This is a genomic window from Klebsiella sp. CN_Kp075 (assembly GCF_040065055.2).
Taxonomy (GTDB): Bacteria; Pseudomonadota; Gammaproteobacteria; order Enterobacterales; family Enterobacteriaceae; genus Klebsiella; species Klebsiella aerogenes.
This window is the reverse complement of the sequence record NZ_CM198050.1, coordinates 424,819-438,084: the sequence shown is the minus strand read 5'-3', so window position 1 is coordinate 438,084 and position 13,266 is coordinate 424,819. Positions and strand designations below refer to the sequence as shown.

At 53.0% G+C, this 13,266-nt stretch carries 18 protein-coding genes; 2 read left to right on the top strand and 16 right to left on the bottom strand.

Annotated elements, in window-relative coordinates:
- Positions 1–3: 3 nt before the first annotated feature.
- The gene (rpsJ, locus tag ABLV78_RS02040; protein WP_001181005.1) at positions 4–315 is read right to left on the bottom strand and encodes a 30S ribosomal protein S10; all 312 of its coding nucleotides are present in this window, start codon (positions 313–315) and stop codon (positions 4–6) included.
- Between the two features lie 376 nt (positions 316–691).
- Here rpsJ and ABLV78_RS02035 point away from each other — a divergent pair, with 376 nt between their 5' ends.
- Positions 692–1,174, top strand: a complete 483-nt coding sequence (locus tag ABLV78_RS02035) for a prepilin peptidase (protein ID WP_047047067.1) — start codon at positions 692–694, stop codon at positions 1,172–1,174.
- Here the strand turns inward: ABLV78_RS02035 and bfr are convergent.
- From bfr to fkpA, 11 genes are all read right to left on the bottom strand, one after another.
- The gene (bfr, locus tag ABLV78_RS02030) at positions 1,158–1,634 is read right to left on the bottom strand and encodes a bacterioferritin (protein ID WP_015369420.1); all 477 of its coding nucleotides are present in this window, start codon (positions 1,632–1,634) and stop codon (positions 1,158–1,160) included. The genes ABLV78_RS02035 and bfr overlap by 17 nt on opposite strands.
- Before the next feature lie 74 nt (positions 1,635–1,708).
- The gene (gene bfd / locus ABLV78_RS02025; RefSeq protein WP_015369419.1) at positions 1,709–1,903 is read right to left on the bottom strand and encodes a bacterioferritin-associated ferredoxin; all 195 of its coding nucleotides are present in this window, start codon (positions 1,901–1,903) and stop codon (positions 1,709–1,711) included.
- A gap of 180 nt (positions 1,904–2,083) precedes the next feature.
- On the bottom strand, positions 2,084–3,268 hold the full coding sequence (tuf, locus tag ABLV78_RS02020) for an elongation factor Tu (RefSeq protein WP_015369418.1): 1,185 nt from the start codon (positions 3,266–3,268) through the stop codon (positions 2,084–2,086).
- A gap of 69 nt (positions 3,269–3,337) precedes the next feature.
- A complete protein-coding gene (gene fusA, locus ABLV78_RS02015) occupies positions 3,338–5,452 on the bottom strand; it encodes an elongation factor G (RefSeq protein ID WP_045375915.1) in 2,115 nt (704 codons plus the stop codon).
- A gap of 96 nt (positions 5,453–5,548) precedes the next feature.
- On the bottom strand, positions 5,549–6,019 hold the full coding sequence (gene rpsG, locus ABLV78_RS02010; protein ID WP_015369416.1) for a 30S ribosomal protein S7: 471 nt from the start codon (positions 6,017–6,019) through the stop codon (positions 5,549–5,551).
- Between the two features lie 95 nt (positions 6,020–6,114).
- Positions 6,115–6,489 (bottom strand): 30S ribosomal protein S12, encoded by a 375-nt coding sequence (rpsL, locus tag ABLV78_RS02005; RefSeq protein WP_000246815.1) that lies wholly within the window; start codon positions 6,487–6,489, stop codon positions 6,115–6,117.
- Positions 6,490–6,613: 124 nt separating this feature from the next.
- On the bottom strand, positions 6,614–6,901 hold the full coding sequence (gene tusB, locus ABLV78_RS02000) for a sulfurtransferase complex subunit TusB (RefSeq protein WP_047047273.1): 288 nt from the start codon (positions 6,899–6,901) through the stop codon (positions 6,614–6,616).
- A gap of 7 nt (positions 6,902–6,908) precedes the next feature.
- Positions 6,909–7,268: a sulfurtransferase complex subunit TusC gene (gene tusC / locus ABLV78_RS01995; protein ID WP_045394885.1), complete on the bottom strand. Its 360-nt coding sequence runs from the start codon at positions 7,266–7,268 to the stop codon at positions 6,909–6,911.
- Positions 7,268–7,654 (bottom strand): sulfurtransferase complex subunit TusD, encoded by a 387-nt coding sequence (tusD, locus tag ABLV78_RS01990; protein WP_045394884.1) that lies wholly within the window; start codon positions 7,652–7,654, stop codon positions 7,268–7,270. Before tusD ends, tusC begins: the two co-directional genes overlap by 1 nt.
- Positions 7,654–8,376: a helix-turn-helix transcriptional regulator gene (locus tag ABLV78_RS01985; RefSeq protein ID WP_004868391.1), complete on the bottom strand. Its 723-nt coding sequence runs from the start codon at positions 8,374–8,376 to the stop codon at positions 7,654–7,656. The genes tusD and ABLV78_RS01985 overlap by 1 nt, the downstream gene beginning before the upstream one ends.
- A gap of 166 nt (positions 8,377–8,542) precedes the next feature.
- On the bottom strand, positions 8,543–9,361 hold the full coding sequence (gene fkpA / locus ABLV78_RS01980; protein ID WP_015369412.1) for an FKBP-type peptidyl-prolyl cis-trans isomerase: 819 nt from the start codon (positions 9,359–9,361) through the stop codon (positions 8,543–8,545).
- Positions 9,362–9,582: 221 nt separating this feature from the next.
- Between fkpA and ABLV78_RS01975 the strand changes: the two genes are divergently transcribed.
- Positions 9,583–9,801: a protein SlyX gene (locus tag ABLV78_RS01975; protein WP_015369411.1), complete on the top strand. Its 219-nt coding sequence runs from the start codon at positions 9,583–9,585 to the stop codon at positions 9,799–9,801.
- A gap of 58 nt (positions 9,802–9,859) precedes the next feature.
- On the opposite strand, the gene slyD is transcribed toward ABLV78_RS01975, so the two are convergent.
- The 4 genes from slyD to kefG all read right to left on the bottom strand — a co-directional run bounded on the left by slyD (position 9,860) and on the right by kefG (position 13,114).
- Complete coding sequence (gene slyD, locus ABLV78_RS01970; RefSeq protein ID WP_015369410.1) at positions 9,860–10,450, bottom strand: peptidylprolyl isomerase; 591 nt, start codon at positions 10,448–10,450, stop codon at positions 9,860–9,862.
- A 94-nt stretch (positions 10,451–10,544) separates the two neighbouring features.
- Complete coding sequence (locus ABLV78_RS01965; protein WP_004106389.1) at positions 10,545–10,745, bottom strand: YheV family putative zinc ribbon protein; 201 nt, start codon at positions 10,743–10,745, stop codon at positions 10,545–10,547.
- A 13-nt stretch (positions 10,746–10,758) separates the two neighbouring features.
- Positions 10,759–12,564, bottom strand: a complete 1,806-nt coding sequence (gene kefB, locus ABLV78_RS01960) for a glutathione-regulated potassium-efflux system protein KefB (RefSeq protein ID WP_047065852.1) — start codon at positions 12,562–12,564, stop codon at positions 10,759–10,761.
- On the bottom strand, positions 12,551–13,114 hold the full coding sequence (gene kefG, locus ABLV78_RS01955; protein ID WP_047048039.1) for a glutathione-regulated potassium-efflux system ancillary protein KefG: 564 nt from the start codon (positions 13,112–13,114) through the stop codon (positions 12,551–12,553). Before kefG ends, kefB begins: the two co-directional genes overlap by 14 nt.
- Positions 13,115–13,266: the final 152 nt, after the last annotated feature.

The window sequence follows — 13,266 nt, the reverse complement described above, 5'->3', positions numbered from 1 at the left end:
TGATTAACCCAGGCTGATCTGCACGTCTACACCGGCAGCCAGGTCCAGACGCATCAGAGCATCAACGGTTTTTTCAGTTGGCTCAACGATGTCAACCAGACGCTTGTGAGTACGAATCTCGTACTGATCACGCGCATCTTTGTTGACGTGCGGAGAGATCAGAACGGTGAAACGCTCTTTGCGGGTCGGCAGCGGGATCGGACCACGGACTTGCGCACCAGTGCGCTTAGCAGTCTCGACGATTTCCGCGGTTGATTGATCGATCAGACGATGATCAAACGCTTTAAGGCGGATACGGATTCTTTGGTTCTGCATGAGACCAGAGCTCCAATTATTTTATAGACGAAATGATTACTCCTCATACCCATTACGATTGATGGGAGAGTGTAACCGTTCTTACAGAGTTCCCCGATTGGGAACATTGTTAGGTAGCAAACTGCGCTACCAGGGCTCATATCGAACCGGCCGTCAATTTTGACAGGCCCGCGCATTATACGCAAATTCAGGCGCGACGCAAGTGCTGATTAGAAAATCATCACCACAATTTGCGCGTCTTCTCGCGCAGGCGCTCAGCAATGCAATAACACGATAAATAAGTCAGGAATAAGCCTTCCATCTTGCACAAATGCGCTTTGCGCAAACGCGCGACGATAGGCAAAGTGAGCGCATTATCCCCTAACAGGAGTGTTCCATGCTTACCGTCCTCCCCTTCTTAGTTTGCTACTGTGCATTAACCCTGGCGTTGTGCCGGCAGGACCTGCTTCACGGTCTTCTTCCCGACAGTCTCACCTGCCCGCTGCTGTGGAGTGGTTTAGTTTTTTACCTGTGTCTTGCGCCGCAGCGGCTAGAAGATGCCGTCTGGGGGGCTATTGCCGGCTATCTTTTTTTTGCCCTGCTCTATTGGCTATATCGCATGTTTCGCAGCTATGAGGGATTAGGATACGGCGACGTTAAATATCTTGCCGCCCTCGGCGCCTGGCACGGCTGGCAAAGGTTGCCACAGCTGGTATTGGTCGCCTCGCTGTTTGCCGGGATGACATGGATGACATTGGCGTTGGTCAGGAGGAGGAAGCAACAACGATGGGATTTGAACAACCCGCTGCCGTTTGGGCCATTTCTGACTGCAGCGGGTTTTTGGTGCGGTTGGCAGACGTTCGCTAGTCTGACACTTTGATCTGCGATTGAAGGTAATTTTGCAGACCGATTTTGCCGATCAGATCTAACTCGGTTTCCAGCCAGTCAATATGGCCTTCCTCATCGGCAAGGATTTCAATCATCATATCGCGACTGACATAATCATGAACGCTGTCGGCATAGGCGATTGCCTCACGCAGGTTTTGCGCGCCTTCGAGCTCCAGCCGTAAGTCAGACTGCAGCATCTCTTCGACATCCTCACCGATGCCAAGTTTGCCAAGATCCTGCAGGTTAGGCAGCCCTTCAAGAAACAAAATACGCTCGATGTACTTATCGGCGTGTTTCATCTCATCGATAGATTCATGATATTCAATATCGTTGAGGCGCATCAGGCCCCAGTTCTTGAACATTCTTGCATGAAGAAAATACTGGTTAATAGCAACCAGTTCGTTTCCCAATAATTTATTGAGATAACTTATGATTTTGACATCACCTTTCATTATAAAGACCCTCCGCTTCCACTTATTGAAGCGTAGTCCGGGCTATAAGGATGTCAAAAAGAGAAGGGTCGCGATCAGGCGATTTCTTTGAATTCCGGCATGCTGGTTAATTCATCTTCCATCACTTCGCGTGCCGCGCGGACGCACTTACCGCATTGATTTCCAACGGGAATAAACTTGCGTAATTGTTGAAAAGATTGCGGTTGAAATTGACGCACAACCTGGCGGATTTTTTTATCGCTAACGCCATTGCACAAACAAACGTACATATAAACTCCCGTTCAATTTATGCACAAAGTTTAAATGAGAATAGTTATGATTACAATAGACTGTTTATTAATTATCCGTAGCGGCGCACTTTATGAATATTTAAACCAACCTGGCTTATCACCAAATCACAGACAGCAAAAAGGGCGCCGAAGCGCCCTTTTTAATTCAAAGCTAACGAATTAGCCCAGAACTTTAGCTACAACGCCCGCGCCAACGGTACGGCCGCCTTCACGGATTGCGAAACGCAGACCGTCGTCCATCGCGATCGGGTGGATCAGGGTAACAACCATTTTGATGTTGTCGCCCGGCATTACCATCTCTACGCCTTCCGGCAGTTCGATGGTACCAGTCACGTCAGTAGTACGGAAGTAGAACTGCGGACGGTAGCCTTTGAAGAACGGAGTATGACGGCCGCCTTCGTCTTTGGACAGGATGTACACTTCAGATTCGAACTTGGTGTGCGGCTTGATGCTGCCCGGCTTAGCCAGTACCTGACCACGTTCGATTTCTTCACGTTTGATACCACGCAGCAGAACACCAACGTTCTCACCAGCACGGCCTTCGTCCAGCAGTTTGCGGAACATTTCAACGCCAGTACAGGTGGTTTTCGCGGTTTCTTTGATACCAACGATTTCAACTTCTTCACCAACTTTGATGATACCGCGCTCTACACGACCGGTAACAACGGTACCACGACCGGAGATGGAGAATACGTCTTCGATCGGCAGCAGGAACGGCTTGTCAATCGCACGCTCTGGTTCCGGGATGTAAGAATCCAGGAAGCCAGCCAGTTCGATGATTTTCGCTTCCCACTCTGCGTCGCCTTCCAGCGCTTTCAGAGCAGAACCACGAACGATCGGAGTGTCGTCGCCCGGGAAATCGTACTGAGACAGCAGTTCACGAACTTCCATCTCAACCAGTTCCAGCAGCTCTTCGTCATCAACCATGTCGCATTTGTTCAGGAACACGATGATGTACGGAACGCCTACCTGACGACCCAGCAGGATGTGCTCACGAGTCTGCGGCATCGGGCCGTCAGTCGCAGCAACAACCAGGATCGCGCCATCCATCTGAGCAGCACCGGTGATCATGTTTTTAACATAGTCGGCGTGGCCCGGGCAGTCTACGTGTGCGTAGTGGCGAGTCGGGGTGTCATATTCAACGTGAGAAGTGTTGATGGTGATACCACGAGCTTTTTCTTCCGGCGCGTTATCGATCTGGTCGAATGCGCGAGCAGCACCGCCGTAGGTTTTAGCCAGTACGGTGGTGATTGCAGCGGTCAGAGTAGTTTTACCATGGTCGACGTGGCCGATAGTACCAACGTTGACGTGCGGTTTTGTACGTTCAAATTTTTCTTTAGACACGGCTATATTCCTTACTATAGTGCTCTCCCCTCAGGAGAGAGCACGGGACTTAGGTTTTAATCCTGTGGATTATTTACCACGGGCTTCAATAACGGCCTGAGCAACGTTGTTCGGCGCATCATCATACTTCAGGAATTCCATGGTGTATGATGCACGACCTTTGGTCAGAGAACGCAGCTGAGTTGCATATCCGAACATTTCAGACAGCGGAACTTCAGCGTGGATCTTAACGCCAGTTACTTCAGATTCTTGACCGCGCAGCATGCCGCGACGACGGCTCAAGTCACCGATTACGTCACCGGTGTTCTCTTCCGGAGTTTCTACTTCAACCTTCATGATCGGCTCAAGCAGAACTGGTTTCGCTTTCTTAAAGCCTTCTTTAAAGGCGATAGAAGCGGCCAGTTTAAACGCCAGCTCAGAGGAGTCAACGTCGTGGTAAGAACCGAAGTGCAGACGGATACCCATATCAACTACCGGGTAACCAGCCAGCGGACCAGCTTTCAGCTGTTCCTGGATGCCTTTATCAACGGCCGGGATGTATTCGCCAGGGATTACACCACCTTTAATGTCGTTGATGAACTCGTAACCTTTCGGGTTAGAGCCCGGCTCCAGCGGGTACATGTCGATCACAACGTGACCGTACTGACCACGACCACCAGACTGCTTGGCGTGTTTACCTTCAACATCGGTAACTTTCTGGCGAATCGCTTCGCGGTAAGCAACCTGAGGTTTACCGACGTTCGCTTCAACGTTGAATTCACGCTTCATACGGTCAACGATGATGTCGAGGTGCAGCTCACCCATACCGGCGATGATGGTCTGGTTAGACTCTTCGTCAGTCCATACGCGGAATGACGGGTCTTCTTTAGCCAGACGACCCAGAGCCAGACCCATTTTTTCCTGGTCAGCTTTGGTTTTCGGCTCAACGGCGATGGAGATTACCGGCTCAGGGAATTCCATACGCTCCAGAATGATCGGCGCATCCGGGTCACACAGGGTGTCACCAGTGGTTACGTCTTTCAGACCGATAGCGGCAGCGATATCGCCCGCGCGAACTTCTTTGATCTCTTCACGTTTGTTAGCGTGCATCTGAACGATACGACCGAAACGCTCACGTGCAGCTTTCACGGAGTTCAGTACGGTATCACCAGAGTTAACCACACCGGAGTACACACGGAAGAAGGTCAGGTTACCAACAAACGGGTCGGTAGCGATTTTGAACGCCAGTGCAGAGAACGGCTCGTCGTCGCTTGCGTGACGCTCAGCCGGGGTATCTTTACCGTCGTCCAGGATGCCGTTGATTGCCGGAACATCAACCGGGGATGGCAGGTAATCAATTACCGCATCCAGCATCGCCTGAACACCTTTGTTCTTGAACGCAGAACCACAGGTTACCAGGATGATTTCGTTGTTCAGAACGCGCTGACGCAGAGCTTTTTTGATCTCTTCTTCAGTCAGTTCTTCACCACCCAGGTATTTTTCCATCAGCTCTTCGGAAGCTTCCGCAGCGGACTCGATCAGGTTCTGGTGCCATTCGTCAGCCAGGTCCTGCATGTCAGCCGGGATATCTTCGTATTCGAAGGTAACGCCCTGGTCTGCATCGTTCCAGTTGATGGCTTTCATTTTCACCAGGTCAACAACACCGGTGAAACCTTCTTCAGCACCAATTGCCAGCTGCAGCGGAACCGGGTTCGCGCCCAGACGGGTTTTGATCTGACCAACAACTTTCAGGAAGTTCGCACCCATGCGGTCCATTTTGTTAACGAACGCAATGCGCGGAACTTTATATTTGTTTGCCTGACGCCATACGGTTTCAGACTGCGGCTGAACACCACCAACTGCGCAGTAAACCATTACCGCACCATCAAGAACACGCATGGAACGTTCTACTTCGATAGTGAAGTCAACGTGCCCCGGGGTGTCGATGATGTTTACACGGTGCGGTTCATACTGTTTAGCCATACCAGACCAGAATGCAGTAGTCGCAGCGGAAGTGATGGTGATACCACGTTCCTGCTCCTGCTCCATCCAGTCCATGGTAGCGGCGCCGTCATGAACTTCACCGATTTTGTGGTTTACACCGGTGTAGAACAGAATACGTTCGGTAGTAGTGGTTTTACCGGCGTCGATGTGCGCACTGATACCGATGTTACGGTAGCGTGCGATGGGTGTTGTACGAGCCATTTGATTCCTCGTTTATTTCTTTAGGCGTTCAGTTAAGTTATCCAGAGCGGGCGACTCATCTGAAACGCCCGCCTGGTGACTATGACTCCGAAGGGATTACCAACGGTAGTGTGCGAACGCCTTGTTGGCTTCGGCCATACGGTGAACGTCTTCACGTTTCTTAACTGCAGTACCTTTGTTGTCTGCAGCGTCAGTGAGTTCGTTCGCCAGGCGCAGAGCCATGGATTTATCACCGCGTTTACGAGCAGCTTCAACGATCCAACGCATTGCCAGGGCATTACGACGAACCGGACGTACTTCAACTGGAACCTGATAAGTAGAACCACCTACGCGGCGGGACTTAACTTCGACAGTCGGGCGCACGTTTTCGAGTGCAACTTCGAAGGCTTCCAGTTCAGTTTTACCAGAGCGCTGAGCCAGGGTCTCCAGCGCGCTGTATACGATAGTTTCTGCAGTAGATTTTTTACCATCTACCATCAGGATATTTACAAATTTAGCCAGCAGTTCTGATCCGAACTTCGGATCCGGCAGAATTTTACGCTGACCAATGACGCGACGACGTGGCATGGAAATACTCCGTTGTTAATTCAGGATTGTCCAAAACTCAAAGAGTTTAGTTTGACATTAATATAAAACGTTTGGCCTTACTTAACGGAGAACCATTAAGCCTTAGGACGCTTCACGCCGTACTTGGAGCGAGCCTGCTTACGGTCTTTAACGCCGGAGCAGTCAAGCGCACCACGAACGGTGTGGTAACGAACACCCGGAAGGTCTTTAACACGACCGCCACGGATCAGGATCACGGAGTGCTCCTGCAGGTTATGACCTTCACCACCGATGTAGGAGGTGACTTCGAAACCGTTAGTCAGACGCACACGGCAAACTTTACGCAGTGCGGAGTTCGGTTTCTTAGGAGTGGTGGTATATACGCGAGTACATACGCCACGTTTCTGCGGGCAGGCTTCCAGCGCCGGCACGTTGCTCTTTGCAACTTTGCGCGCGCGTGGTTTGCGTACCAGCTGGTTAACTGTTGCCATTAAATAGCTCCTGGTTTTAGCTTTTGCTTCGTAAACACGTAATAAATCGCCTCATATAATATGAGGACGCAGAATTTTAGGGCGGTGCCGAAAAGGTGTCAAGAAATATACAACGATCCCGCCATTACCAGGCCAACTGACCTTCATGTTTGACCGTTAGACTGACGAAATCAGTATAGTCAACCCTGACGACACTGTCCGCAATTTGACCAGCCAGCCCGCGGGCTTCGATATCGTCTTGCAGAGCATGTAGGGTTATGGGGGCGGATTGCAGGATTTCAAGGAAACGGCCGCCGTCAATCGCCGCGACCACGCCATCGGAGAGCAGCAGCAGATCGTCATCTGGCTTCACCAGACGCAGCATCGCATCGATATCGGCGTGCCAGGGAGAGACACTTAGAGTATGAAGCATGTGGGCCTCAGAATCGTAGAATCACGTTGAACTCGTCAAGCCGGGCGCGCAGCGCTTCTGGCTCGAGGCTTTCTGCATCCACCACCCACGGCGTATCGGCGGCCAGACCGCGTTCGCGGGCAGACGCCGCGCATAGCCAACACTGTTCGATGTCATACAGCGATAACAGCTTGAAGGTGGCGATATAATCACGGGCGAGGATTTTTCCCGGCTGCTGGCCAGGGATAATCTGAAACACGCCGTCGCCGACAAAGAACACGCCGAGATCATCGGTAAGCGCCGAGGTCGCCAGTAAGGCGTCCAGCCCTTCCCTGCCGGCTGCGCTGCCGTGCGGCGCGGAAGAAAATACGAAAGCCACGCGTTTCATCAGAACTGCACCATTCTATCGCAGGTTAACGACGCTTCAGCCAGCGCGCCTAGTCCGCTTAAGGTGAATCCCGGCTGCAGATTCTGCGCCGGCAAACCAAGCTGCTGCGCTTCGCGTTCATCGGTCACGCCGCGGCGTAGCGCGGCTGCCACGCATATGTGCAGCGCAACGGCATGTTCATCATGCAGGCGCTGCCAGTGACGCACCAGGTCTACCTCATCGCTGGCAGGGGCCGTCAGCTGATTGGCGTTGTAGACTCCTTCACGATAGAAAAACACGCAGGCCAGTTCATGCCCTGCGTTAATAACCGCCTGCGCAAACTGCCACGCGCTACTGGCCTGCTGAGTACCGTAGGCAGGCCCGGTTACCGTGATGGCAAAACGCATTACTTATCGAGTCCCTGGAAATCACCGCTTTTAAACTGGCGGATGTAGAGGTACACCGTGTGTTTAGAGATATTCAGGCGATCGGCTACCTGGTTAATCGCATCTTTGATATCGAAGATGCCTTTCTCGTAAAGATTCAACACGATTTGGCGGTTTTTCGCGTTATTCGACACGTTGCGATCGGCATTCACCTCTTCAATGGTGAACTCCAGCGTTTGTGCGACCAGGTCATCTACCGACGAGGCGAAGTTGACCTGCGAGTTGACTTCCGGCGTTTCCGGCGGAATGAAAGTGCTCATAATCTGCGAGAACGGGACATCGAGGTTCATGTTGATACAAAGCAGACCAATCACCCGATGTTCGCGGTTACGTATGGCGATAGTCACCGATTTCATCAGCACGCCGCTTTTCGCGCGGGTAAAATAGCACTTCGATACGCTGCTATCCGCTCCCGTCATATCGTGCAGCATACGTAACGCCAGATCGGTAATCGGCGAGCCAATTTGGCGGCCGGTGTGTTCACCGTTAGCGATACGAATAGCGGAGCATTTTAAATCCTGCAGTGAGTGCAGCACGATTTCACAGTGGGAGCCAATGAGCATCGCTAACCCGTCCACCACCGCTTCATAGGATTTTAGGATATCGAAGTCGGTCTGGTCGAAAGGACGTTGATCCAGCAGGTCAAGCTCGCTGGTTTCGTTGGTTAAAAGCGACCTGGACATGTAAAAAAGCACTCCTTTTCAGGAGCCTGTCGTTATCGTCAGGGCAGGCTCATCATCATTATTAAGCTATCTAAAGTAATACAGCGCCTGAGGAATTTTCCAGTTTTAATTATATCTGCTGCCAATAAAAAAGCCGCCGCCCCTGAAGGCGGCGGCTTATGGCAGATTACTTCTTAGCGTCTGCAGCCGGTGCTTCGGCAGCGGCTTCTGGCTTAGCATCAGCCTTCGGAGCCGGTTTGATGTCCAGCAGTTCTACATCGAATACCAGCGTAGAGTTAGCCGGGATACCCGGAACGCCAGTTTTGCCGTAAGCCAGATCCGGTGGGATGACCAGCTTGATTTTGCCGCCTTTTTTGATGTTTTTCAGGCCTTCGGTCCAGCCCGGGATAACGCCATCAAGACGGAAAGAGAGCGGCTCGCCGCGGGTGTAAGAGTTGTCGAACTCTTTACCATCGATCAGCGTACCTTTGTAGTTCACCACGACGGTATCGCTGTCTTTCGGCGCATCGCCGGTACCGGCTTTCTCGACTTTATACATCAGGCCGGATTTAGAAGTTTTCACGCCCTTCTCTTTAGCGAAGGCGTCACGGAACGCTTTGCCTTTGGCATCGTTCTCAGTCGCATCTTTTTCCATCTTCTGCTGAGCGGCGGTTTTCACGCGGGTCTCAAAGGACTGCAGAGTGGTTTCAATTTCTTTGTCGGACAGTTTGCTCTTATCGGCAAACGCATCCTGCACGCCGGCGATCAGCTGGTCTTTATCCAGTTTGATACCCAGCTTCTCTTGTTCTTTCAGGGAGTTTTCCATGTAACGGCCGAGGGATGCACCCAGCGCATAAGCGGATTTTTGATCGTCATTTTTAAATGCCGATTTGCTGTCCGCCGCCGGTGCGGCTTTTGCTGCGGTATCGGCAGCAAAGGTCAGCGGTGCATTCAGGGCAACGGCCATCGTGGTCGCCAGCAGCGTTACTTTAAACAGTGATTTCATCCATTTCTCCAGGGCCGGGGCATCTCACCCCAGGGTTATCATAAAAAGCAAAAAACGTACTATAGAACGTTGCAGAACAAATCTACATACGGACCTACCTGAATATCGCCTCATTTCAGACTATTTTTGTATGAATTAGTTTCCTCTCTGACGTTACGATGCTGCGTTAACGCGGAAACTTGAGTAGAATCCGCCCGCAAACAAGACAGAAGAGGCGACCTATGAACGATAGCACAATGGAGACGCGTCTGGCGGAACTGGAAAGCCGACTGGCGTTTCAGGAGATCACCATCGAGGACCTCAACAAAACCGTCACGGCGCATGAAATAGAAATGGCCAAAATGCGCGAACATATGCGCTTGATGATCGAAAAACTGAAAGCGACGCAGCCGTCGCACATCGCGTCACAGTCTGAAGAGACGCCGCCTCCGCATTATTGAGACGTAAAAAAAGCGGGTCTCCCCGCTTTTTTTGGCTATTCGCGCGAACGCGACGCCATTAGTGGCAACCGCAACCGCCGTTACCGCAACCACCTTTGCCGTGTTCATGGTCGTGACCATGATCGTGGCCGTGGCCGCCGCAGCAACCGTCATGACCGTGGTCATGATCGTGATCGTGGCCATGAGCGCCGTGTACGTGACCGTGTTCCAGCTCTTCTGCAGTGGCTTCGCGCAGGGCGACAACTTCTACGTTGAACTTCAGATTCTGGCCAGCCAGCATGTGGTTGCCGTCAACCACCACGAAATCGTCGCCGACTTCGGTGATTTCTACCGGTACCGGACCCTGGTCGGTTTCAGCCAGGAAGCGCATGCCAACCTGCAGTTCGTCAACGCCCATGAAGACGTCTTTAGGAACGCGCTGAACCAGGTTTTCGTCATACTGGCCGTACGCGTCATTCGCGCCGACTTCGACATCAAATTTGTCGCCCACTTCGTGGCCGTTTAATGCGTTTTCCAGGCCGGAAATCAGGGAACCGTGACCATGCAGGTAGTCCAGCGGCGCACTCACCGGAGACTCATCAACCAACACACCGTCTTCTGTACGTACCTGATAGGCCAGGCTGACCACCAGGTCTTTTGCTACTTTCATGATATCTCCTGAGCATGGGAAGAATAGTGGCGCAGATTGTAGCGGAATTCTGCAGCCGTGTACCCTCTAGCTTAAAAAAAGGCGACAGATAACGCTAGTCCGGATGAAAAATGCCGATCACTTGCTCTTCTTTGCGAACGTGTTCGCGGACCTCTTTATCGGCCTCGCGCATCTGATGTCCGCACTTAACACACTCAACAATATCGACATTATTCTCGCGCCACATCGCCAGTGAATCCTGTGCCTGGCACGCCGGACATTTTGCGCCGGCAATAAAACGTTTACGTACCGCCATTTTGCTCTACCTTCTATTCAAACTCGTCCCAGCCGTCCAGCTGCCGGCTTTCTTTCTGCATCTCACGCTCAAAAATCTCTTCCAGCTCGCGCCGGGCTTCCCGCACGCGGGATATCTGTACGGTATCAGTATGCACCGGCATTAACTCGCGAAGCATTCGCATATCGAGGCGTCGAAAGTGTAACTGCGCGCGCTGCGCCTGATGCGGATGCATTCCCAGGGTCACCAGCGCCTTGCGCCCCAATTCCAGGGCGCTGGAGAAGGTTTCTCGCGAGAACTGCGTCACGCCGGCCTGTAATAGCTCATGCGCCTCTACGCGCCCCCGCGCACGCGCCAGAATATGGAGGTGGGGAAAATGCTGTTGGCACATCTCCACCAGCTTCATGGTATCTTCCGGCTCGTTGCAGGTAATCACAATAGACTGCGCCTCTTCCGCCCCCGCCGAACGCAGCAGCTCAAGCTGCGTCGCATCGCCGAAATAGACTTTGTAGCCATATTTGCGCATCAGGTTGACCGCGCTGATATCGCGTTCAAGCACGGTAATACGCATTTTATTAGCCATCAGCAGACGCCCAATCACCTGACCAAAACGCCCGAAGCCGACGATAATCACCTGTGGCTTATCATCCTCGACCCACGGCGCCTCATCGGTATCTTCCGCCGGGTTAAGCCGTCGCGACAGCACTTTATCAATGATCTTCATCAGGAGCGGCGTGGTCATCATCGATAAGGTTACGGTAACCAGCAGCAGCGCCATCTGATCGTTATGGAACAGTTTCTGCGAAGCCGGCATGGAAAAGAGAACAAAGGCGAACTCGCCGCCCTGGCTCAATACGCCGGCGAACTGCGTGCGCTCGGAGCTGCGCAAACCATATACCCGAGCCAATACATAGAGCACCAACGCTTTCACCGCCACCAGCGCGGCAACGCTTACCACCACCCACAGCAGATGGGTGTAGAGCACGCCAAGATTCAGCGCCATGCCGACGGAGATAAAAAACAGCCCCAGCAGCAGGCCTTTAAACGGCTCAATAGCGATTTCCAGCTCGTGGCGATATTCGCTTTCCGCCAGCAGCACGCCGGCGATAAACGTCCCCAGCGCCATCGACAGCCCCAGGGCGTCCATAAACAGCGCGGAACCCAGCACCAGCAGCAGCGTGGCGGCGGTGAAGACCTCACGCACGCCGGAACCAGCGATAAAGCGGAATACCGGGCGCAGCAGAAAACGGCCGCCAATCAGCATGCCGGCGAATGCCAGCACCTTCATCCCTACCGACATCCAGTTGAAGTTATCGTCGCCGTGTCCGGCGAGCAGCGGGACCAGCGCCAGCGCCGGGATCACCGCTAAATCCTGAAATAACAGAACTGAAAAACCCAGCTGGCCGGATTCGTTACGGCTCATTCCTTTCTCGCGCATCAGCTGCAGCGCCATCGCGGTAGAGGACATCGCCAGACCAATACCGCCCACTACGGCCGCCTGCCACGAAAACCCGGTGACCACCAGCAATCCGCCGAGGATCGCCGCGCTAAACAACACCTGCGCCGCGCCGACCCCGAATATTGAGTTGCGCAGTTGCCACAGTTTGGCGGGGTTGAGCTCAAGGCCGATGATAAACATGAGGAACACGACGCCCAGCTCGGAAAAGTGAAGAATTTCATCCACATCGCTAATAAACCCGAGCCCCCACGGGCCAATCGCAATCCCGGCCAGCAGGTAACCGAGTACGGCGCCAATACCCAGCCGGGCCGCCAGCGGAACCGCCACCACGGCGGCAAACAAAAACAGTACCCCTGCTAATAGCAAATCAGCTCCCGCCATTGGCGCCTCCTGTTGCAACAGGATTCGCGAGCCAATCGCGGTACGCGCGGGCGTGGCTTTGCAAATCTTCCGGCCGCTGTCGGCGCGCCCAGTAGACAATAATCGGACTCAGCCAGTGCATGCGGCACATGCCGGCCGTTAACTCAAAAGGGCGCAGAATATCGTTCATCGGATAGCGGTTAGCATCGCGGCGGTAAGCGCTCTCCGGCTCGCCGGTGGTGATCACGCTACGCCAGTACTTTCCCGCCAGTTGATTTCCTCCCGCGCCGCTGGCGAAGCCGCGGCTCAGCACCCGGTCCAGCCACTCTTTCAACAATGCCGGGCAGCTCCACGTATACAGCGGATGTTGGAACACAATCACCTGATGCTGACGCAGGAGATCCTGCTCAAGGGCGATATCAATAAAAAAATCTGGATAGTGCGCATAAAGATCGTGCACGGTGACATTCGGCAACTGTAAAGCCGGTTCAAGCAACACCCGGTTGGCCACGGAATCCTGAGATTCTGGGTGGGCATACAGCAGCAACACTTTCGCTGTCTGAGACATCATTCCCCTCCCGAACGTCATCTGGCGGCTTGCGAAGCGGCTGCGTCTCGACGCAACCAGAATGACTTTGTCTATCGTCTTCATTTTGGGCTACCATTGCGGCCCAATGGAGCGTTTCGCTTCCACACTACATTATCATAAAGACAAATTAACAT